Annotated in this window: 21 protein-coding genes and 1 pseudogene; 1 reads left to right on the forward strand and 21 read right to left on the reverse strand. The window is 47.5% G+C overall.

The window, feature by feature from the left end; genetic code table 11:
• Positions 1 to 236: 236 nt before the first annotated feature.
• From ACI1P2_RS08905 to ACI1P2_RS08980, 16 genes and pseudogenes are all read right to left on the reverse strand, one after another.
• On the reverse strand, positions 237 to 920 hold the full coding sequence (locus ACI1P2_RS08905) for a transposase (protein ID WP_355318864.1): 684 nt from the start codon (positions 918 to 920) through the stop codon (positions 237 to 239).
• A 124-nt stretch (positions 921 to 1,044) separates the two neighbouring features.
• Positions 1,045 to 1,755, reverse strand: a complete 711-nt coding sequence (locus ACI1P2_RS08910; protein ID WP_355318866.1) for a GntR family transcriptional regulator — start codon at positions 1,753 to 1,755, stop codon at positions 1,045 to 1,047.
• Between the two features lie 272 nt (positions 1,756 to 2,027).
• Positions 2,028 to 3,452 (reverse strand): glycoside hydrolase family 1 protein, encoded by a 1,425-nt coding sequence (locus tag ACI1P2_RS08915; protein WP_355318868.1) that lies wholly within the window; start codon positions 3,450 to 3,452, stop codon positions 2,028 to 2,030.
• Between the two features lie 56 nt (positions 3,453 to 3,508).
• Positions 3,509 to 4,828 (reverse strand): PTS cellobiose transporter subunit IIC, encoded by a 1,320-nt coding sequence (gene celB, locus ACI1P2_RS08920; protein WP_355318870.1) that lies wholly within the window; start codon positions 4,826 to 4,828, stop codon positions 3,509 to 3,511.
• A gap of 280 nt (positions 4,829 to 5,108) precedes the next feature.
• Positions 5,109 to 5,441 carry a PTS lactose/cellobiose transporter subunit IIA gene (locus ACI1P2_RS08925; RefSeq protein ID WP_355318872.1) on the reverse strand — a complete coding sequence of 111 codons (333 nt, stop codon included), beginning with the start codon at positions 5,439 to 5,441 and terminating at the stop codon, positions 5,109 to 5,111.
• Entirely contained in the window at positions 5,434 to 5,751 is a 318-nt protein-coding gene (locus tag ACI1P2_RS08930; protein WP_355318874.1) for a PTS sugar transporter subunit IIB, read from the reverse strand. The genes ACI1P2_RS08925 and ACI1P2_RS08930 overlap by 8 nt, the downstream gene beginning before the upstream one ends.
• Positions 5,752 to 6,152: 401 nt before the next feature.
• Positions 6,153 to 6,392: a hypothetical protein gene (locus tag ACI1P2_RS08935; RefSeq protein WP_355318876.1), complete on the reverse strand. Its 240-nt coding sequence runs from the start codon at positions 6,390 to 6,392 to the stop codon at positions 6,153 to 6,155.
• 25 nt (positions 6,393 to 6,417) lie between these two features.
• Positions 6,418 to 7,302, reverse strand: a complete 885-nt coding sequence (locus ACI1P2_RS08940; RefSeq protein ID WP_355318878.1) for a glycosyltransferase family 2 protein — start codon at positions 7,300 to 7,302, stop codon at positions 6,418 to 6,420.
• A gap of 86 nt (positions 7,303 to 7,388) precedes the next feature.
• Positions 7,389 to 10,217: an S-layer homology domain-containing protein gene (locus tag ACI1P2_RS08945; protein ID WP_355319168.1), complete on the reverse strand. Its 2,829-nt coding sequence runs from the start codon at positions 10,215 to 10,217 to the stop codon at positions 7,389 to 7,391.
• Positions 10,218 to 10,232: 15 nt separating this feature from the next.
• A pseudogene (locus tag ACI1P2_RS08950) lies at positions 10,233 to 10,535 on the reverse strand (S-layer homology domain-containing protein); the annotation flags it as partial.
• Positions 10,536 to 11,355: 820 nt separating this feature from the next.
• Complete coding sequence (locus ACI1P2_RS08955) at positions 11,356 to 11,667, reverse strand: DUF6809 family protein (protein ID WP_355318879.1); 312 nt, start codon at positions 11,665 to 11,667, stop codon at positions 11,356 to 11,358.
• Positions 11,668 to 11,807: 140 nt separating this feature from the next.
• The gene (locus ACI1P2_RS08960) at positions 11,808 to 11,987 is read right to left on the reverse strand and encodes a ribbon-helix-helix protein, CopG family (RefSeq protein WP_355318881.1); all 180 of its coding nucleotides are present in this window, start codon (positions 11,985 to 11,987) and stop codon (positions 11,808 to 11,810) included.
• A 405-nt stretch (positions 11,988 to 12,392) separates the two neighbouring features.
• Positions 12,393 to 12,545: a hypothetical protein gene (locus ACI1P2_RS08965; RefSeq protein ID WP_408976181.1), complete on the reverse strand. Its 153-nt coding sequence runs from the start codon at positions 12,543 to 12,545 to the stop codon at positions 12,393 to 12,395.
• Between the two features lie 55 nt (positions 12,546 to 12,600).
• Positions 12,601 to 12,696, reverse strand: a complete 96-nt coding sequence (locus ACI1P2_RS08970; protein ID WP_355318885.1) for a hypothetical protein — start codon at positions 12,694 to 12,696, stop codon at positions 12,601 to 12,603.
• A gap of 150 nt (positions 12,697 to 12,846) precedes the next feature.
• Entirely contained in the window at positions 12,847 to 13,026 is a 180-nt protein-coding gene (locus tag ACI1P2_RS08975) for a ribbon-helix-helix protein, CopG family (RefSeq protein WP_355318887.1), read from the reverse strand.
• A gap of 341 nt (positions 13,027 to 13,367) precedes the next feature.
• The gene (locus ACI1P2_RS08980) at positions 13,368 to 13,490 is read right to left on the reverse strand and encodes a YjcZ family sporulation protein (protein WP_355318889.1); all 123 of its coding nucleotides are present in this window, start codon (positions 13,488 to 13,490) and stop codon (positions 13,368 to 13,370) included.
• A 538-nt stretch (positions 13,491 to 14,028) separates the two neighbouring features.
• Between ACI1P2_RS08980 and ACI1P2_RS08985 the strand changes: the two genes are divergently transcribed.
• Positions 14,029 to 14,109 (forward strand): putative holin-like toxin, encoded by an 81-nt coding sequence (locus ACI1P2_RS08985; RefSeq protein WP_007428610.1) that lies wholly within the window; start codon positions 14,029 to 14,031, stop codon positions 14,107 to 14,109.
• 468 nt (positions 14,110 to 14,577) lie between these two features.
• Here the strand turns inward: ACI1P2_RS08985 and ACI1P2_RS08990 are convergent, their stop codons facing one another.
• From ACI1P2_RS08990 to kdpC, 5 genes are all read right to left on the reverse strand, one after another.
• Positions 14,578 to 15,033: a GNAT family N-acetyltransferase gene (locus ACI1P2_RS08990; protein WP_355318891.1), complete on the reverse strand. Its 456-nt coding sequence runs from the start codon at positions 15,031 to 15,033 to the stop codon at positions 14,578 to 14,580.
• A gap of 68 nt (positions 15,034 to 15,101) precedes the next feature.
• Positions 15,102 to 15,821, reverse strand: a complete 720-nt coding sequence (locus ACI1P2_RS08995) for a response regulator (RefSeq protein ID WP_355318893.1) — start codon at positions 15,819 to 15,821, stop codon at positions 15,102 to 15,104.
• Positions 15,818 to 17,350, reverse strand: a complete 1,533-nt coding sequence (locus ACI1P2_RS09000; RefSeq protein WP_355318895.1) for an ATP-binding protein — start codon at positions 17,348 to 17,350, stop codon at positions 15,818 to 15,820. Before ACI1P2_RS09000 ends, ACI1P2_RS08995 begins: the two co-directional genes overlap by 4 nt.
• 86 nt (positions 17,351 to 17,436) lie before the next feature.
• Positions 17,437 to 19,755, reverse strand: coding sequence for a histidine kinase (locus ACI1P2_RS09005; RefSeq protein WP_355318897.1), 2,319 nt, complete (start codon positions 19,753 to 19,755; stop codon positions 17,437 to 17,439).
• Between the two features lie 87 nt (positions 19,756 to 19,842).
• Positions 19,843 to 20,412 carry a potassium-transporting ATPase subunit KdpC gene (gene kdpC, locus ACI1P2_RS09010; protein ID WP_355318899.1) on the reverse strand — a complete coding sequence of 190 codons (570 nt, stop codon included), beginning with the start codon at positions 20,410 to 20,412 and terminating at the stop codon, positions 19,843 to 19,845.
• Between the last annotated feature and the right edge of the window lie 20 nt (positions 20,413 to 20,432).

Raw genomic sequence — 20,432 nt, forward strand, 5'->3', positions numbered from 1 at the left:
CAAATGTAAGGTTAATTGGCGGTACCCGAAAGTTCGTTCCACCTTATCGTATAACTGGAGCATAGCCTGGGTAAGTTTTTCATTGTCTGTCTCACGAGAACTGGGCTCACGCTTCATCCATTTGTAGTAACTGGACCGTGAAATCCCTGCAATGTCACACAACAGCTGAATAGAGCAGGACTCCTCTTGCCGGACAGCTTGGATGGCCAGGTAGATGTTCTCCTGACGAACGGAACTTAATGTCCCCTCCTTTCGAGTTCCTCTAACTTTTTTAAAAAAGCATTCTCCGCACGAAGTCGTTCGTTCTCGTATTCCAGCTTCTTCATGGTCAGTCTGCAGCGCTCCGCATCCGTCAGCTCTTCAGGTACTTTGGTACGTCCTCTACCATCCCGTAACGCCTCCTCACCGCCTGCTTCGTACTTCTTTACCCAGCTATATACTTGCTGGTAAGACACGTGGAAATGGCTTGTCGCCCTTGTGTAGTCTTGTCCATTCGCTAGGCAGTACAGCACGATATCTATCCGCTCCTGCCAAGTGGTTGCACGTCCTTTTTTGGTCATAGCTTTCGTTCCTCCTGAATTAGCCGTTAAGCTGTTGCTATGACCATTATACTTCTTAATCCAATTGGCAAGTTGGGTTGTACTCGCAATCTTATATTTATAGATGATTTGGTTTTGCGACAATTTCCCCTCGAGATAATCCCTAACCGCTTGGAGTTTGAGCTCTGCCGAATACTTTTGATTGTGGGATCGAGCTTCTAGGCCTTCGTAACCGTACAATTGATACCGTCGCCGCCATCTCACGATTGAGTTTTTGGTCACACCAAATTTCCGGGTCGCAGCCTTTATCCCGATCAATCCCTGCTTTATTTCTTGAAGGATCGTTAATTTTTCGAATGCCGTAAATTTCTTTTTCTCCATAAAAATACTCCCCATACAGTAACAGGTTTTTGTTTTTTCACCTGTCTACTATATGGGGAGCATATCACCTTTCGGGACACTCCTTTAACTTATGTGTTATCACTACGGTAAGGGAATTTCATACTTAACGCATCCGGTTCATTGTAGTAAATACAAATTTATCGTACCGATGACGTGAGAAGGAATATTCAAAAGGGATGCCCGTATCCAGAAAACCCACCTGCTCAATCTCCAATATGGGATCATCTGCCGCGCAGATCAGGTGCTCCTGATCCATTTTTGTGGATTTGGACGCACGAATGGTACGGTGTGAACCGACAATATTAAGTCCTAATTCCTCCTTAATATGCTTGTAAACAGAACCGTGCAGCACTTTTTCCGTAAGACCGCTAATCAGGTTGACAGGCATGTACGTTTTTTCCATTACATAAGGCTCGCCTTCCACGATACGCAGACGAATCATATGGTATACAGGTGATTTAGGATCAATAAATAATTGACTTGCCACTTCCTCCGAGGGAAATTGAACATCAAATGCAATAATCTTGTTCTTGATTTCCTTCCCGCGCAGCAGATTGGTCAATCCGAGCATTTCATTCACAACTACGTTTACAGGAGAATTGTAGGCTGACTTGACGATAAAGGTTCCATGTCCTCTTTTACGAATCAACAGTCCCTCGCCGACCAGCGTATCCAAAGCCTTCTTCATAGTCATCCGGCTCACCTGAAACTCATTGGCCAGTGAAATTTCGTCAGGTATAGGCTCATCACTGCTATAGGTTTTATTCATGATCCGCTCTTTGACCTCTCGGGCAATTCGTTCATATTTATTCATCTTTATGATCACCTGTATTAGATATTGTTGTATAGCACGGTTTGTAGAAAAAGTCAGCTCACAAATAGTATAAGTAAGTATACAAAACAATACACTTTCTCACCAGCAGAGTGCTTGATCGGCGATATCTAAAGAAAAACGTCTATCGACGTACGTTCAAAGAAGCCAGACCGCATTTAGTGGTAGTTTTTCTTGCGATTACAGAATTGCTCAGCTTCGCTGAGAACTTGTAAATTCTGTAATCTTAAAAAAAGATGGCCCAAAGGACCATCTTAAAATCCGTTTTGTTCAAGCACCTGTTTGAACCAGTATCCGCTTTGCTTGATGGATCTTTGTCCACCATTTTCAAGATCTACAGACACAAAGCCATAGCGGTTTTTATAAGCATTCGTCCAGGACCAGTTATCCATGAAGGTCCACAGATGATAACCCTTCACATTAGAGCCCTCTGAAATCGCCCGCTGCACCCACTTTAAATGCTCGCGAATAAAATCTATGCGATAACTGTCACAGATCATGCCCTGCTCGTTCCTGAACTTCTCTTCCCCTTGCACGCCCATACCATTTTCAGAAATAAAGCATTCAATGTTTCCGTAATTCAGCCGTACATTCGTCAGGATGTCATAAATGCCCTTTTCGTAAATCTCCCAGCCCCGCATCTCATTCATTTTGCGGCCAGGCATGACATAGTAGTCGAAATAATGCTCAGGTACAAATGGGGCATTCGGGTTAGGCAAACTTTCTCTCGCCTTGACTCTACGCGGTTGATAATAGTTAATGCCCAATAAATCGACGGTACCTTGACGTATGATTTCCCGATCCCCGTCAAGCATGGATGGCAAATATCCATCTTGGGTCAGCAGCTCTACGAGTACAGGGTTGAATTCCCCTGTCACAGACGGGTCCAAAAAAGACCGGTTGAAATATGCATCACAGATCTCAGCCGCACGAAGGTCTGCCGGATGCTGGCTGCGCGGATAGGTCGGAGTGAGATTCAGAATGATTCCGATTTTTCCGTTATAACCCTTCTCCCGGTAGGACTGAATCGCGCTTGCGCTTGATAACAGGGTATGATACGCCACCTGAACAGCTTTGCCAAAATCCAGTTCATTCGGATAATGGAAATCATACAGGTAACCGCCCTCCACGGGAACGATAGGCTCGTTGTGGGTAAACCATTTGGCTACACGATCACCGAAGAGCTCAAAGCAGGTATTGGCATATTTCACATAAGCCTCAACCGTGTCCCGATTCACCCAGCCTCCATGCTCCTGCAATGCCATGGGCAAATCAAAATGATACAAATTCACGAACGGCTCAATATCGGCCTGCCTTAACTCATCAATGACCGCATTATAAAATTCAACGGCTTTCTGGTTCACCTCTCCTGTCCCCGCCGGAATCAGGCGTGACCAGGATATGGAGAAACGAAATGAATTGTGCCCCATTTCCTTCATGAGTGCGATATCTTCTTTATAACGGGTATAGAATCCGGAGGTCTTGGCAGGGCCTACTCCGTCATAAAAACGGTTAGGCTCTTGTTCAAACCAGTAGTCCCAAATATTCGGGCCTTTCCCGTCTCCCTCCACCGTACCCTCGGTTTGTGTAGCGGAGGCCGAGGAGCCCCACCAGAAATCGGTTGGAAACGGATATTTGATCTCTTTCTGCACCGTCTCTTTTGCCTCAGTATGATTCATTGTCCTGCTCCTTTCTCTATTTGCCGCATCTATAAAGCTGTGTTGCCCGCTGTGTGTTACATTCCAACCGTTTGCTCCTTGGTGGAAGCGCTAATTTCCTCTTCCTGCTCTTTACGAACGTTCATCCGATCAATAAATTTCAGGAACGGGAACCAGATGACAAAAACGACGGCCATATTGAACAGCTGCAATAATCCCCCTCTCAGGGAGCCCGTTCCCATCATGCCGCTAAAGAACAGTGGCATGGTCCAAGGGACCTGTATCCCGTTCGGTGGCGGAACAATCCCTGTATACATGGCAAAATAGGTAATTAAGGTGACAATCATGGGTGCAACAACCCACGGAACAATAATAAGCGGATTCATTACAATTGGCAGACCGAAGATGACGGGCTCGTTAACATTGAAGAGGCCTGGTCCAACAGCCAGCTTGCTGACCTGCTTCAACTGCTTGCTCTTCAGGAAGAACAGAATCGTGAGCACCACCGTCAGGGTCATCCCCGTACCCCCGATGCCTACGGTATAAATGTCAATGAATTGCTTCGTGATAATATGCGGCATTTCCGCACCTTGCGAGTACGCTTCATAGTTCTCGAGCGACAGCGTATTCCAAATGGGGTCCATCACCGAGTTCACAATAATTTGACCATGAAGCCCAAAGAACCACAGAATCTGGATCAGGAATATAGCTATTAATGTAGGAATAATGCCGCTGCCCAAATGTACCAGCGGAGCCTGAACCGCCTTGTAAATCAAATCATGTAAATTGTTGTGGAACGTCACATTAACAATCACGTTAATGATCAGGAATATGCCCAGTGTGATACATGCAGGCAGCAAGGCTGCAAACGACTTGGCTACTGCCGGCGGAACACCTGGAGGCATTTTAATAACAATATTTCGCTGTGTGACCTTACGGTAAATTTCACCCGCAATAAATGCCACAATCATCCCGAGGAACATGCCCTTGGCTCCAAGACGCTCCTTGGGAATAACATCAGCAATGGTAGTCCCGCCATCCTGAGTCAATACGAACGGGGTGAGCATCAGGAAGCAAGCCAGCGCAATCATGCCGCCGAATATAGGCTCTACCTTATAGCTTCGCGATAGATAATATCCAATCCCGACCACGACGAACACGGTCATAATATTGAGTGTTGCATTGGGCGCAATGTTCAGCAGCTCCTGAAGTCTCGCCAGGTTGTCTGCTCCCATCCAATCATTCAAGAACGGGAGATTGATAATAACGACGATAATCGATCCAAACACGGTTAACGGAAATGACAGCATAAACGCATCCCGCAGCACAGACAGATAACGGTTATTGTTCAATCTACCGGCAATAGGTATTAATATCTGGCTTAATTTCTCAAACAACTCCTATTCCTCCCACCGAAACTAATTTTCCTTTCTCTTAAGCACCGGTACCAAACGCTTGGCTTTTTAGTGAGGATTTGATTCTGCTGCTGCAATTGACTATACTCGGTAATAAGCGCTCTCCTAAATTCACTCGCCAGTGATAGGGTCCTTGTTCAGGACCCGGACAAGGAGACGCTTTTTTGCATCCAAATAGGTGTCAGCATGAAATGAATCCTCAAGAAGCCAACTCAGTGAAAAATCAGCTCACGCTTTCATGTAAGCCATTTCAAAGATCGGCTTATAAATTCCTCGATTTAAACAGCTCCAACAGCTCATGGACCAGATCCTTCATGGTGACCGTAGACATCAGATGATCCTCCGCATGCATCAACAGCAGTGTCAAAGAAGTTGCAGTTCCCTCGGCTTCCTTCTTGACCATCTGAAAATGGATGTCATGTGCAGCCCGCAAATCCTGCTTCGCCTGCTTGATCAGTTCATCCGCACCCTCCACGTTCCCATTGCGATATTCGGTCAGAGCCTGAATGACTTTACTTCGGGCACTTCCACTATGAAAAATAAGCTGGAAGCTGATTTGCTCCTCCGTTAAATCAGCAATATTCACCTTATCCATTTTTGCGTTCCACCAACTTCAGAGCCTGTTCATAAGCCTTCTTGCCGTCAACCATTCCATAGGCCATCATATCTATTACTTCTACATGAACACCATATTGGGCAGCCTCTTTCTCCAGCTGGCCTTTCAAAAAGCTCATTTGCGGGCCAATCAGTACCGCATCGGCCTTGGTCAATTCTTCAGACGCCTGATCTTGACCAACAGCCCAGATCTCAGCCTCATCTCCGATCGACTTGGCATGCTCCTGCATTTTGGTAACCAGCATACTTGTAGACATACCGGAGCTGCACGCAAGTAAAATTCTCTTCATAACGGTTCTCCATCCTTTCAAGCTTAAAATATGAATTAGCAGAAAACGTTTACAGGGGAAATTATAAACCCATCTTTTTTATTTGTCTATACATTAAAAATATTTGTATATACTTTTGTCTAAATTACGAATTTTTATGTTCGTACTGATTCATGTGATCATTCATACTGAGGAAAGCCAAATACCCCTGCAGATCCGGCAGTTGGATTGCACAGGGGTTGTTTATTTTTAAAGCTATGTCTGTCTAATTTCTAATCTCGGACTTTCAACTTAGCACATATCTAAGGGTTACTGTTTCGGAAGTAGAAGCTCATGCTGCACTACTCCAAAAAGTGCACGTCGTCCCCCTATCGGATTATCTTAGCCGCATGATGCCAACTGATTACTTTGTCCTTATGCCATCACAATAACGAAAAACGTTCCAAAATTCTAAGAACGATGACAATAAGGTGGAAGACTGCATATATCACAGCGAGATTTAAAAGTATTTTTTTAAATCTGCTCTTTTTTCCTGCAATATCATCTTTATGATCTTCTTGCTGCTGTTCCGTAGGAGTCAGAGAATTATATCGATTTAGGTATTCTTCAATTTCAAGGTTAATTTGCTCCATATCCGTAACATTACTCTTAGCCTGGTCCATTGTATATCACCTCTAGATAGACCCATTAGAAGTTTATTGAAAATTTCTCAAAAAACCAATTATCGTCAAACTTTCTTTTCTTTAAATAGTTATCTCTCTGCTTTAATACTCCGTTTTCTAACACGTCATTTATTAAATCTTTTGTTATTTCAGGTCGCCTAATAAAATTCTCACATTTCTTAATTCTTTCCTCACTAAAGTGGCTATACGCCAGCCTCATCATATTGTAATCCGAAAAATCAACCGACATCTTATAAGGAAAAACTTTTCGGAAAACATGAAGAACTTTGGATTTAGGCTGGACACAGCATCTATAGCCAAACAACCATAACTTAATGGATAGTTCTATATCTTCAAATCCCCAAACTCTAAATCCTCTTTCAAACCCATTAACGTCAAGGAATACAGTTTTAGGAATAGCTAAACATCCTCCAGGAAGAATAGCTACTTCTTGAAGATCCTCATAATTATAGTTCCAAGTTGCTCTAAACTTCTCCATATTTAACGTTTGACCTGTTGCTCTTATGTGTGATTTATCATGAGGAGCAATAATAGGAACTACTGCGTCCGCTTCTCCCCCAAAGAGAGGTTCGAGAAGATTATCAAGCCAGTAGTCTTCAAAGAACAAATGAGCATCACAAAACACAAAGTACTCGCCTTTAGCAGCCTCGGCGCCCACGTTTCTGGCATTAGAAGAACCAACACCGTTTGTTTTTATAAAATTTATTGGAGAACTAGACTTGTATTCTAACAGAAAATCACAACAATTATCCACAGAAGCATCATCAACTACAATAACTTCTAAAGAATAATTAGTCTTAACCCCCTGTAATGAATCAAGTGTGTTTTCAACATGCTTCCCTTCATTTTTCACTGGAAATATTATAGAAATTAATGGTTTATCATTCATGTGTAATGGTCCTCCATGGCGAATGAATTAAAGAGAAAAATCGCATTGAATTTCTCCAACGCGATTTTTCATCTAATTCAAATCATTTATTCAATGACAGACTCAATATCAGGTACAACAAACCGTACATCATTTGCTGCAGAAACTTTCTGAGCGTCTACAACTACTGCTTTATCAATTGTAATAGTCATTCCGGCTGAAATATTCAAAGTTTCGGATGCGTTACCCAGTTCGATTACAAAAGTGGTAGCTAGATTATCCTCATTCGGATCTTCCGCATATATAGTTGATGAATCCCAATTCCCACCATTCTCCAATGCGAGATTAGTGATTGTAAGATTAGTTGATATTTCTTTGTTAAACTTGATAGTTATCTTATCACCAGCATCATAGGCTGCAGTATCTGTTCCTGCAGATTGATCTACAACAATTGGTGATGTACTATCAGCTGCTGGTGCGTCCGTCGGCGCATCTGTTGGCGCATCCGTCGGTGCGTCTGTCGGTGCATCTGTTGGTGCGTCCGTCGGTGCATCTGTTGGTGCGTCCGTTGGTGCGTCTGTCGGCGCATCTGTTGGCGCATCCGTTGGTGCGTCCGTCGGTGCATCTGTTGGCGCATCCGTCGGCGCATCCGTCGGTGTATCTGTTGGTGTGTCTGTCGGCGCATCCGTCGGTGCATCTGTTGGTGCGTCCGTTGGCGCATCCGTCGGTGCATCTGTTGGTGCGTCCGTTGGTGCGTCTGTCGGCGCATCTGTTGGTGCGTCCGTCGGTGCATCTGTTGGTGCGTCCGTTGGTGCGTCTGTCGGCGCATCTGTTGGTGCGTCCGTCGGTGCATCTGTTGGTGCGTCCGTCGGCGCATCCGTTGGTGCGTCCGTCGGCGCATCTGTTGGCGCATCCGTTGGTGCGTCAGTTGGCGCATCCGTCGGCGCATCTGTTGGCGCATCTGTCGGCGCATCTGTTGGCGCATCCGTCGGTGCGTCTGTCGGCGCATCCGTTGGTGCGTCTGTTGGTGCGTCCGTCGGCGCATCCGTTGGTGCATCTGTTGGCGCATCCGTTGGTGCGTCTGTCGGTGCGTCCGTCGGCGCATCCGTTGGTGCATCTGTTGGCGCGTCAGTTGGCGCATCTGTTGGCGCATCTGTTGGTGCGTCCGTCGGCGCATCTGTTGGCGCATCCGTTGGTGCGTCCGTCGGTGCTTCTGTTGGCGCATCCGTCGGTGCGTCTGTCGGTGCGTCTGTCGGCGCATCTGTTGGCGCATCCGTCGGTGTATCTGTTGGTACGTCTGTCGGCGCATCCGTCGGTGCATCTGTTGGTGCGTCTGTCGGCGCATCTGTTGGCGCATCCGTTGGTGCGTCCGTTGGCGCATCCGTCGGCGCATCTGTTGGCGCATCCGTCGGTGCGTCTGTCGGCGCATCCGTCGGTGCGTCTGTCGGTGCGTCCGTCGGCGCATCTGTTGGCGCATCCGTCGGTGCATCTGTTGGTGCGTCCGTCGGCGCATCTGTTGGTGCGTCCGTCGGTGCATCCGTTGGTGCGTCTGTAGGTGCATCTGTTGGTGCGTCCGTCGGCGCATCTGTTGGCGCATCCGTCGGTGCATCTGTTGGTGCGTCCGTCGGTGCATCTGTTGGCGCATCCGTCGGTGCATCTGTTGGTGCGTCCGTCGGTGCTTCCGTTGGTGCTTCTGTCGGCGCATCTGTTGGTGCGTCTGTCGGTGCATCTGTTGGCGCATCCGTCGGTGCATCTGTTGGTGCGTCCGTCGGTGCATCTGTTGGTGCGTCCGTCGGTGTATCTGTTGGTGCTTCTGTTGGTGCATCAGTTGGTGCATCCGTCGGCGCATCTGTTGGTGCATCAGTTGGCGCTTCCGTTGGTGTCTCAGTTGGTGCTTCTGTTGGGGAATCATTGTTATTGTTATCGTCGTCATCATCGTCATCGTTAGAAGATCCGCCACCAGAGGATGATCCTCCACCAGAAGACGATCCGCCACTAGAAGAAGTTGATCTATCTGAGGTTACCACAGAATCTTTTTGTGTGCCTTCGACATTAGAAGGTTTATTTTTAAAGCTCGAGCCCTCTGATCCATCATTCATAACTGCACGTGTAATAGTACCAGTACCAGTAATCGTAACTTTGGAATTTAAAATGAGGTTTTCTACGTTTGCTTCGCTGTCGATCTCAACCGAGTTGTTTTCAGCACCCGAATTAAAAGTTAGACTTTCAATCGAACCCTTGGATAATACCAAGGATGTTGAAGATGCGGAAATCTCCATCTCGTTAAACGTACCACTCAAAATCACTTGTGCTCCTGCATCCAATTCCTCAGCTAGTTCTATGTCGTTAAATCCCGAACTTGTTACTTCACTCTCCTCAAGTGTTGCTGCTGACTGTAGTGAAACATCGCCAATTTCTGTTGATCCTTCAGCAACAAGACGAACACTACCTTTTTCTTTGTCAACAACGACATCATTTAACTGAGAATCATCGAAATGAATGGAGTTGGTTCCTCCGCCCTCGACAGTAGTAACTCCGGAAACAGAAACGTTACTGAGGATAACGTCCCCCTCACCGATACCCTCTGCTAGAAGGAGATTGCCTTTAATATCAATGTTTTCTAGCTTAACCCCTGGAGCAGTCACAACCACATCTCCATTAATTACTTGTTTCTCCTCTAGTGATCCATATGTACCTGCTTGATTATATGTAATTTTCTCGTTGTTTGTTGTAGCTGCATCAAGAAGTACAACTGCTTCTGCTCGTGTTAAGTTCTTTTTGGGCCCGAAAGTTCCATCGGGATAGCCACTCATAATGCTTGCCTGAACCGCAGCTGCAACACTGCCTCTGCTCCAGGGAGCTATTTCAAAGTAGTCTTTAAACTGTTCCAACAGTTCTTCCTTGCCCACATTCAGGCTCAGAACCTTGGCGATCATTACTGCTGCTTCTTCTCTGGTTACAAGAGCATTAGGGCGGAAAAGACCATCCGAGTAACCTTGAGCATATCCAGTATGAACTGCAGTTGCCACATCATCATAAGCCCAGTTTGATGAAGCCACATCCTTAAAACTGATAGAAGTTGTTTCTGTTAGACCAAATGTCCGATTAACTAGTGAAATAAACTCAGCCCTAGTAATAACCTTATTTGGCTGAACTGAACCGTCACTATAGCCCTTTAACTCCCCTTTATTAATCCAATCTGTCAGCTGTGTTTGAGCCCAATGGCCGGCAATATCGTTACTGGTTTGAGCCATTGCAGAATCAAAGGAGCTTAGTACAACTCCTAAACTTAGAATTCCTGCAGCTGTTATACGAGACTTATTACCCACAACTTTTCCCCCTGGTATTCAAGTTTTTATAACATTGCTCCTAAAAATCCATAGTGAAGTTGGTGTTATATGGATTTTTTTAGATCTAAGGAACTAGGACTATGTTATACGATAATTCCATATAATTCAATATCTATTATAGAGAGTTCTATAGATTTTTTATCAAAACACTTCATTTAACGCCGAAAATCACTAAATATATACATATACTTAATGTCAACTTATAAATTTTACTACGGCGCATTTAGTATCCAGAAAATGGTTTTCTATATTACAATTAGTTAAATAAAATAGGAAGAGAAGCTCAGACGACTTTCAGCTTTCAACGGCCCCCCATTCTCATGTTAAGCTAATCTAGAAGCTTACGCTCGCCCATTTGCTTCCCTTGATGAAAGTTATCGTTTCTTTCCTTATTGCTGCTTTTTACCTCAGTCTTCGAACTGTCAGAGCTTAATCGCCACGCATCATGTTCACTCTGGAAATGGCCCTATTAAAAGCGTTTTCAAATGAAAGGTGAGTTGATCTCCAGGTGGTTTTACAGCGCTAAATACGCACCGTATTCCTCGTCATAACACTTAAAGTCATACAGGAGAAACAAGCTTAGCATAACCAAACTGCTCGTCCCCCTTAACCAGACCAGTCGTGAGCGCAATGCCTCATGAATATCCAGAGTTTCTTCTATCATGGAACAGCAAAATCGACTGGCTGTCACATCTGCTTACAGACAGTCATCGAGTTGTTATTTTCATCTTAATGACAAGCCCGAAACTGCATTCGGAACCAGCTCCTCGTGTTTACCCGTGACCTCGATCATCAAGTTGGCACCAAGCCTGAACCCATGCAGAAAAGCAGCTTCAACATGCATGCTATTCACACTGTCGCACAGGTCAAAATATTCTTCAAGCTCACGAAAAGTATCCTCACCCAATCGTGTTCGCCATTGTTCCGTCTGTGCCACCAATTGTTGGCTTAGGCGTCGATATTCAGGTTGAGACGGTACAATCGCCTCATCGGGATGAAGCTGCCCACGGTACAGGGCTTCCAAAATCGTTTTCATATTCATCCTCCCATAAATGTCATCGCATCGCTTGAAGGAGATTCCTGCACATGGTAGGATATTTATGCAGTCTGCTTATTCAAGCGATTGCGGGTTAGGAAGTAGCGGTGTTCTTGTTGGGACCGACGCTGCTTCCTTCTTTATTTTTGGAGCTCGTCATACACCTTCTCAATCCCTTTGCGCACGATATCCGAGCGTGTCGTATTCAGCTTCTCGGCAGCAGCATTGAGCTTGCTCATCGTTTCCTGATCGACACGTATCTCAATCTTTTCACTTTTGGGATTGTCAGATGGAGGACGCCCCATCTTTTTGGAGGACATTGTTTCACCCCACTTTTCGTCCTGACAACAATATATTATTGTCAGGACGAAAAGTCAATCCTTTCATTCCGCTGCTCGCCGTTTTTTTTCGGCAGGTGAAGTATTTTTTGACACAAGACCGCTGTTTCGTGTTGTAGTAGCATTATCCCGAAAACTTGGAGGTAAGGAAACGGGTACTTAAGCGAGACTATTGCTTTCTATAAACTAACCATTCACATGAATAAGATAAGTACGAAATCTTTGTTGAATCCTCGCCAAGATTGCTCGAATGAAACAGTCATGGTATGATTAAAATAGAAATAAGGAGTCGGATGGCCGTCCGACTCCCCGTACAACACTTTGGGTGGGAAACCTCCAAAGAAGCAGAGAAAATAACCCGTTCCCTTGGCCGTTAACCTGGGCGGGTTATTTTCGTTTATTTAGATAAGTGAGCATCGCCAGCAAGAACATGCCGAGCATAATCACTTCAGTCAACGAAAATTGCATGAGCACCACCCTAGAAGGATTCAGTTGTCCTAACACGTCCACCAAAACAGCAGAAGTGGCGGGTTGTCCCATCCGCATACAGGACAGCCATCGAGTTGCTGCTTTCGTGATAACGACAAGTCTAAAGCTACATCCTGAGCAAATCCTCGTGTTTACCAGTGACCTCGATCATCAAGTTGGCTCCAAGCCTGAACCCATGCAGAAAAGCTGCTTCAACATGCATGCTATTTACGCTTCATCCTCCCATAAATGTCATCGCATCGCTTGAAGGAGATTCCTGCACATGGTAGGATATTTATGCAGTCTGCTTATTCAAGCGATTGCGGGTTAGGAAGTAGCGGTGTTCTTCTAGGGACTGACGCTGCTTCCTTCTTTATTTTTGGAGCTCGTCATACACCTTCTCAATCCCTTTGCGCACGATATCCGAACGTGTCGTATTCAGCTTCTCGGCAGAAGCATTAAGCTTGCTCATCGTTTCCTGATCGACACGTATCTTGATCGTTTCGCTTTTGGGATTGTCAGATAGAGGACGCCCCATCTTTTTGGACGACATTGCTTCACCCCACTTTTTGGTCCAACAACAATATATTATTGTTGGACCAAAAAGTCAATCCTATGATTCCGCTGCCCGCCGCTTTTTTCTCGGCAGGTGAAGTATTTTTTGACACGCAACAGCTGTCTCATGTTGTTACAAGCACTGAATATGGATATCCAAATTCGCTTGTTAGGAGCATGTCCCAAGACCCCTATCGATAATTCATGCCATGTGAAATAAACACTGTGATACAATCCACAGTGTTTATTTCACATGCACGGCCTTACATTAAATTTTACCTGGCTGTTTAATTGTTATGCCTCAGCAAGATACATACTTCGTTTATTTCGAGCAATTAATTAAAGCAAAAATGCTCTTGAAATAATTACGAGGAGAATGAACAACACCAGAATAGCTGCTGTGGAAGTGCCAAAGCCTAAACCTCCACAACTTCCTCCTAAAGCTCCACCAACTGCACCCATTCACAATTACCTCCTTGTTCTGTAGTACATTTTCAATGTATGCACAGAATTCCTCTTGAACAGGGCATATTGGCAATTATGATTAGAACAAACATCTGCCCAGCTAAGTCGATGAGGCTGATTATTTCAGCCTCTCGAGCAGATCAAGCAGGTGCTTCTGAACCGTGCGGGCCGTCTTTCTCGGTGCCGTCGGATTTGACTAGCAGTTGCGGATCATGATCACTTTCTGGCACAACAGGGTTACCCTATGTGTGCTTGCCGATAAACTTAACCACTGGTCCACGTGCGTTCTTCTTTGCCGTTACCTCAGCTGCAGCCACATGCAGGATACCATCTTGTCCAAGTAAGCGAAACCTTCCGATCGTACTGCTGCTTCTGTAGCCAGAATAATAACTCCTTCTCGAAGTGGTCATAGAAAGCCGATGCGGAACTTTCACCACAATAAAAAGGACCCTCGTAATGAGAGCCCTTCAATGTTATAATTTGGCTTGTACAATGCACCTTGAGTGGGCGCACCCTCCGAAAGGAGGTGGTGCGAATGCACATTTCGTTTGGTGAAGTTTTAACCTTCGGGATCTTCCTGATCGCGTTGTTAACTTACATCGATAAACGAAAGTGACCCAACTCTAGGTTGCCACCAGTGAGGGTCACTTTCAAGAACGCTTGATCTTGGAGGGATTCCCACTCAAGATGTTGTACTGGGGACGGTTGGCAGACCGTCCTCATTTCTATTCTTACTGTAACATACCCGTTTTCATACCTCAATAGTATAATGATTATTGAATAGCGTTAAAGTCAATTGTGTTTGAGATTCATGCTTATCTCTCCACGTCAAACCAGTTACTTTTGGATGCATAAGCAATTGCTGCAAAACTGAGCACTTTCTCTTTTGAGGATTTTTGCCCCAAGGTCATGTTAGTGATTAGATTGACAAATGCTTTAAAAAAGCATAGCACCAATACAAATTGGTATAACAATTTGCTTCGATTATAGTCACACATCTTTTGAAGCTCTGTAAAGCAGTTTCCAAATACCGAAACTCTGCCATTGCAGAATTCCGGTATTTTGTGATTAGCGAATATGTATCTTACAACGCCTTGGTCATAAATACGCTGTTCGGGTCTTCTATGTAGTCCGCAAACGGCCCGCAGTACTCGAAACCGAAGCTTTCGTACAGCTTTCTGGCCGGCGCGAAGGCCTCCATGGAGCCTGTCTCCAGACTGATCCGCTCATACCCCCGCCCCTTGGCTTCATCGATGATGTGGGCAAGCATTTGTCTGGCAACTCCTTTGCGCAAATGCTGAGAAGCGGTACGCATCGACTTCACCTCTCCGTGAAGCGGGTCAAGCTGCTTCAGCGCCCCGCAGCCCAGCAGTTGGCCCTCTTCCCAGACACTCCAGAAGGTAACTTCCGGCTTCTTCAAACCATCAAGATCCAGGGCATGAACACTCTCCGGCGGAGAGGTAACATGCATGTCCTGCAGATGCTCCCCAATTAACGCGATAATCTCAGGTCCGCTCAAATCATCCTTTTTAATATCCATCGAAGCCACTCCTTCTGCCTATATTAATTCAGCATCATATCATGTTATCCGGCAAAAGAATATAGAAATTATTCAAGGTCTGTTTGCTCAGGAGTAAGAAACCTGTACCCGATCCCGGGCTCCGTAATAATCAGCTTGGGCCGGGTCGGATCTTCCTCCAGCTTCTTGCGCAGGTGGCTGATATAGACCCTGAGGTAATGGCCTTCGGTGGATTCACTGTGATGACTTCCCCACACCTGCTGCAGCAGCTGCCGTTGCGTAACGACTTTATCTGCATTTGAGGCCAATATTTTTAAAAGATCGTATTCCGTCGGTGTCAGCTTGACACGTTCATCACCCACCATGACGCTCCGCTGCGCCAGATCAATAACCAGCTCGTTGAATCTGAGGACAGGTTCATGGACCGATTTCGCTACATGGCGCAGCGCGACACGCATTCTCGCAAGCAGCTCTCCCATGCCGAACGGCTTCGTGACATAATCATCCGCTCCGCCGTCAAGGGCGGCGATCTTGTCTTCTTCCCGTTCTTTGGCCGTAAGGACTATAATCGGTACACTGGACCATTCGCGAATGCGCTGCAGAACCTCCATGCCAGGCATATCGGGAAGCCCCAGATCCAATACGATCAAATCGGGATGGGAAACCGTGGCTTTCAATATGCCCTCTTCGCCGGTCGCCGTCTCCTCAATTTCAAATTGGTGCGCTTGCAGGGTTACTTTAAGCAGCTTGCGAATCTGGGGTTCATCGTCGATCACCAGAATTCTGGCCCCTGTTTCGGATGTCGTCATAGGTTCTCCATTTCCCTTTCTGTATGCATGAACATGCTCTTGTTTTCTTCACTTAGCGGGAGGCGGATCGTGATGATCGTTCCCTGATCCGTAGCAGACGCGGCGGATATGGTGCCATCGTGCAGCTCCACAATTCCCTTGCAGATCGCAAGGCCGAGGCCCGTCCCCGGCACATGTTTCGTTTTATCCGCCCTGTAAAACTTGTCAAATATCCGCTCCCGATCGGCTTCATCAAGTCCCATTCCCCTGTCCCTCACAGAAATGATCACCGCATCCGCATCCGCTTCTGTGTAAACGTCAATGTTCACTTCACTTCCATCTGGCGAATATTTGATCGCATTGCTGACCACATTCACCAGCACCTGTTCAAGCAGAACCTCATCTCCCAGAATGAGCGGAACATGATCCGGCATATGCACAAGCAACTTCCGCTGCTGCTGAAAATCCTTCACCTGCTGCAGCACAACCCCAAGCAAGTCCTCGATATCACACCATTTTTTCCGCAGCTTCAGCATGCCGCTCTCCAGCTTGATCATACCGAGCAAATTGGACACGAGCCGATTCATGCGCAATGCCCCATCCCGGATTGTGGCGAGCAAATCCATCCGGTCCTCTTTGGAGAACAGGCTGTCTCCTTCAAGCAAGGCCGTCGCAGAGCCGATCACTGTCGCCAAAGGGGTCCGCAGCTCGTGGGAAACGGAATCCAGGATCGCTGTCCGCAGCCTTTCCGATTCTGCGGTCAGATGGGCCAGCCTGGCCTCTTCGCTCAGTTTGAGGCGGGCGATGGCGCTTGCGCCAATCTCGGCGAGGGCCTCAAGCAGTTTTGCCGTTTCTGGCGACGGGAGCACAGACTTGAGATTCACGCCCAGTACTCCATAGGTTTTCTCTTCAATACGCAAAGGGATGTATAATCCGGCCGATTCCCGCAGCTTCTCCGCACCTTTGCCGGCCCGTACACCATGCCGGTACACCCATCTGACGATAACCAGCTCCGCTTCGCCTGATCCCCAGTGGGAAGCTTCCGGGGAAGAAGCGGCCAATTCCAGCTCATCCCCGCTGCCCGGCAAATAAATGACCGCCGCGGATTCCGACGAACGGGACACCTGGAGCACAATATGGTCCAGCAGGGCCTGGATATCTGTAATGGCATTCATCTCTTTGCTGAGCGCGTACAGCGATGCCGTATGCTCTTCCCTTTGCCTGGAATATTCCACCTGCTTCTTCAATCTCGCTGCCAGACTTCCCGTTAATGCAGCCACAGACAGGAAAATGACAAATGACACCACATAGCGCAGATCCGCCACGGTAAAGCTCAATTGTGGAGGAACGAAGAAAAAATCGAAAGCCAGCACGCCCAAGCCTGCCGCGTAGAATGAAGATCCTTTACTCCCATACACTGCACTTATTAATACCGGCAGCAAGTACATTAGAGCAATATTCACCAGGTCAAAAAAAGGAATCCATTTCAAAACAAGGGTCAGCAATATGATCGACAAAGTGACCCATATATAAGGGCTTTTTTGCGCCATTCACGTCACATCCTAAGTGTATCTGCCGTTTAAAAACAAGTATGGACAAACAGCCTGAATTAAGCAACTCTCCCGCTTATGCCGGGTTACCGCTCCTTCTGACTGAAACCTGATACGACCAGCACATCCATGTGACGCCCGTATTTCAGAATCGTTTTGACCGTACTGCCCGTCAGCCTGCGCTGCCATACATTTTTCTTCGTCTGTCCGACAATCATTTGTGTGCTTGCATACAGATTGGCTTTCTCAAGCAGCTTGTGGGCTACTTCCCGTGGCTTCCTCGCATACTGAAGCTCGAATTGTCCCCCCAACCGCCGGGTCAGCTGCTCCAGATCATGGATGCGCTTCTGCTCGTCTTCCGTAAATCCGCTCTGAAGGGAGACATAATGGACATACCAGTTTGCTTTCAGCCGGTGTGCGATCCGGAAGCCTCTGCGAATGAGGCTCTCCGCCCGCACGCCCAAGGTTACACAGACGAAGATCACCTCCTGCCGGCGCCACGGTCCCCGCAAGGAGCCCCGTTGCTCCCAGGCCTCCAGCCGTTCGTCCACGTCATCGGCAATTTCGCGCAGAGCCAGCTCACGCAAGGCAATGAGGTTGCCTGTCTTGAAAAAATGGTTCAAGGCCTGATCCACCTTGTTCGCCGCGTAAATCTTCCCTTCCCGCAGCCGCTGCTGCAAGGCGTTCGGAGCGACGTCGATCAACTGGACTTCATCGGCAAGGCGCAGGATATTGTCGGGCACCGTTTCCCGCACTCTGACGCCTGTAAGCTGTTCCACAGCATCGTTCAGACTTTCCAGATGCTGCACGTTCATGGTCGAAATCACCGAAATGCCGGCGTCCAGAATTTCAAGAATATCTTCATATCTTTTTCTGTTCCTGCTGCCAGGAATATTGGTATGCGCCAGCTCATCCACGAGCACAACCTCGGGATTATGTCGTATGATTCCCGCCACATCCATTTCCTCCAGGCGGGCTCCGCGGTAGTCGGCCACTTTTCTTGGAATGATGTGCAGGTCGCCGATCTGCTCAAGTGTTTCCTGACGCCCATGCGTCTCCAGCAACCCAATCATCACCTGAATCCCTTTGCGCAGTAAAACATTTCCTTCCCGCAGCATCGTATACGTTTTCCCGACGCCTGGCGCTGCCCCGATATACACCTTGAAGGTTCCGCGCTTGATCCGGCTGATTTGCTCTTTCACCTCGCTCTCGCTCAGACGCCGGTATGGATTGGCATCATGCTGCTGCCGGATGGAAGTCGGCAGAATTCGCTCCCCCTTCGCCTCGGCGGTATCCGCAACAAAAAACAAATCCATATTGTTGACCAGCTTCATCAAGGAATTAGCGAGCGATCCTTTGAGCAGCTCCTGCCAGGGCGTCTGCTTGGAATGACCCAGCACGATCCGTGTCACCTTGTTTCTGATCGCATAATCCACAAGCTGTCTTGGAATCGCTCTTCTGTACATGAAGGGAAGCTCAATAAAGTCGGCTTCGAGTTTCTCCGTCATTTTCACCATGGAACGTTTAAACGCCGTCTGTTCCCGGGAAAGCTGCTTCCGCGGATTTATGAAGGTAACGACCAGCATTTCGCCGTTGAGCCTTTTGGCAATTTGCTGGCCGCGGCGAATATAGATCGATCCGTTCCAGTGGTACTGGGTGGAGACCAATATACACTCTGCCGCACCGGAAGGGCCGTCTAGCCCTAGCTCCTCCCGATGCTTCTCCAACGATTCATTGACATCCTCTGCTACAAGCCGCAAGGCCAGTTCCCTTAATTTCCCGAGAGTATTTCTTTGAGACAGCGATGCCAGGCGAGCCTCCAGGGCCCCCTCAGACAGGCGGGCAAGAATCGATTCGGGCGTGACGTCGATCAGACGGACTTCATCGGCCAAATCCAGGGTCTCGGCAGGAACTGTTTCTTCAGCCTTGATGCCTGTCAGCTTCTGGGCAAGCTCGTGATACCCCTCCAGCTCATACACATTGATCGTGGTAATCACACTAATCCCGGACTTGAGCAAGTACTGAATGTCCTGAAGACGGGTCTTGTGCCGAGCCCCTGGACGGTTCCGATGCGCCAGCCCGTCGACAAGCACTACCTCCGGATTTCGCTCCAGCAGCGCTTCCAGATTCAAATCCTTCTTCTCCACGTCCCCTTGCTGCCAATGGATGCTGGGGACTCTTTCGAGACAGCCGATCTGTTCAATCGTCTCCTTGCGCTGCATCGTGGAAACGGCGCAGATCACCACATCGATCCCCCGCTGTTTGAGGCTGTTGCCCTCGCGCAGCATATGATAGGTTTTGCCGGAACCGCTGAACGGACCAATATAGATTTTTAAACGGCCGCGCTGCAGTTCCCGGATCGATTTCAATATTTCTTCAGGGGTTTTTCTTCTGAATCCTCCCATACGAACCACCCGCAATTATTCAAAATGATGAGCTTCCACAGAAAAACCATGACCCCGCCCAAAAGGATTCTCTGAGCGGGGTGAGGGTCATTTCATTTGCTCAAGCAAAGCCAGGTTTAGCTTTAATACGTTCACCACGGGTTCTCCCAGGAAGCCCAGCTCTCTGCCTGACGTGTTGTCCGCTACGAGCTCATTCAGCTTCTCTGCCGGAATTCCCGTCAGCCGGCTGATCCGGGGAATTTGCGCCTTTGCTGCTTCCGGGCTGATATGCGGGTCAAGACCGGAACCGGAGTTGGTGATCAGGTCAACAGGCAGCCCGCTGACCGGTACGTCCGGATTGTCCTTTTTCCACGCTTCAACCGATTCCTGCGTACGGGCCAGCATATCCGGGTTGGAAGGGGCATAGTTGCCGCTTCCGGACCCTGCCGCATTATAGTCAATCGAAGAGACACGTCCCTTAAAGAACTTAGGGTCCGTGAAATTCTGTCCGATCAGCTCCGAGCCGATGACATTGTTCTGATCATCATACAGCAGACTGCCGTTCGCCTGCTTGGGCATCAGCGCTTGCGCAATGCCTGTCACCACAAGATTATACAGGAGTCCGCAGACCACCATGAACACAAGGCTTAAGCGAAGGCTGTTCACAATTACTTTCATTTTCAATAACCTCCCTTTCT

Origin of the sequence: Paenibacillus jiangxiensis, from assembly GCF_046098255.1 — a bacterium.
Lineage (GTDB): Bacteria > Bacillota > Bacilli > Paenibacillales > Paenibacillaceae > Paenibacillus > Paenibacillus jiagnxiensis.

What these genes read in the sequence shown, in the direction of transcription:
- ACI1P2_RS08970 (WP_355318885.1), bottom strand. Translation starts at nt 12,696, where the DNA reads ATGCATGTTGAAGCAGCTTTTCTGCATGGGTTCAGGCTTGGAGCCAAC.
- ACI1P2_RS08965 (WP_408976181.1), bottom strand. Translation starts at nt 12,545, where the DNA reads ATGGGACAACCCGCCACTTCTGCTGTTTTGGTGGACGTGTTAGGACAA.
- ACI1P2_RS08935 (WP_355318876.1), bottom strand. Translation starts at nt 6,392, where the DNA reads ATGGACCAGGCTAAGAGTAATGTTACGGATATGGAGCAAATTAACCTT.
- ACI1P2_RS08940 (WP_355318878.1), bottom strand. Translation starts at nt 7,302, where the DNA reads ATGAATGATAAACCATTAATTTCTATAATATTTCCAGTGAAAAATGAA.
- ACI1P2_RS09005 (WP_355318897.1), bottom strand. Translation starts at nt 19,755, where the DNA reads ATGGGAGGATTCAGAAGAAAAACCCCTGAAGAAATATTGAAATCGATC.
- ACI1P2_RS08975 (WP_355318887.1), bottom strand. Translation starts at nt 13,026, where the DNA reads ATGTCGTCCAAAAAGATGGGGCGTCCTCTATCTGACAATCCCAAAAGC.
- kdpC (WP_355318899.1), bottom strand. Translation starts at nt 20,412, where the DNA reads ATGAAAGTAATTGTGAACAGCCTTCGCTTAAGCCTTGTGTTCATGGTG.
- ACI1P2_RS08955 (WP_355318879.1), bottom strand. Translation starts at nt 11,667, where the DNA reads ATGAAAACGATTTTGGAAGCCCTGTACCGTGGGCAGCTTCATCCCGAT.
- ACI1P2_RS08980 (WP_355318889.1), bottom strand. Translation starts at nt 13,490, where the DNA reads ATGGGTGCAGTTGGTGGAGCTTTAGGAGGAAGTTGTGGAGGTTTAGGC.
- ACI1P2_RS08930 (WP_355318874.1), bottom strand. Translation starts at nt 5,751, where the DNA reads ATGAAGAGAATTTTACTTGCGTGCAGCTCCGGTATGTCTACAAGTATG.
- ACI1P2_RS09000 (WP_355318895.1), bottom strand. Translation starts at nt 17,350, where the DNA reads ATGGCGCAAAAAAGCCCTTATATATGGGTCACTTTGTCGATCATATTG.
- ACI1P2_RS08915 (WP_355318868.1), bottom strand. Translation starts at nt 3,452, where the DNA reads ATGAATCATACTGAGGCAAAAGAGACGGTGCAGAAAGAGATCAAATAT.
- ACI1P2_RS08990 (WP_355318891.1), bottom strand. Translation starts at nt 15,033, where the DNA reads ATGGATATTAAAAAGGATGATTTGAGCGGACCTGAGATTATCGCGTTA.
- ACI1P2_RS08960 (WP_355318881.1), bottom strand. Translation starts at nt 11,987, where the DNA reads ATGTCCTCCAAAAAGATGGGGCGTCCTCCATCTGACAATCCCAAAAGT.
- ACI1P2_RS08905 (WP_355318864.1), bottom strand. Translation starts at nt 920, where the DNA reads ATGGAGAAAAAGAAATTTACGGCATTCGAAAAATTAACGATCCTTCAA.
- ACI1P2_RS08925 (WP_355318872.1), bottom strand. Translation starts at nt 5,441, where the DNA reads ATGGATAAGGTGAATATTGCTGATTTAACGGAGGAGCAAATCAGCTTC.
- ACI1P2_RS08985 (WP_007428610.1), top strand. Translation starts at nt 14,029, where the DNA reads ATGCACATTTCGTTTGGTGAAGTTTTAACCTTCGGGATCTTCCTGATC.
- ACI1P2_RS08945 (WP_355319168.1), bottom strand. Translation starts at nt 10,217, where the DNA reads ATGATCGCCAAGGTTCTGAGCCTGAATGTGGGCAAGGAAGAACTGTTG.
- ACI1P2_RS08995 (WP_355318893.1), bottom strand. Translation starts at nt 15,821, where the DNA reads ATGACGACATCCGAAACAGGGGCCAGAATTCTGGTGATCGACGATGAA.
- ACI1P2_RS08910 (WP_355318866.1), bottom strand. Translation starts at nt 1,755, where the DNA reads ATGAATAAATATGAACGAATTGCCCGAGAGGTCAAAGAGCGGATCATG.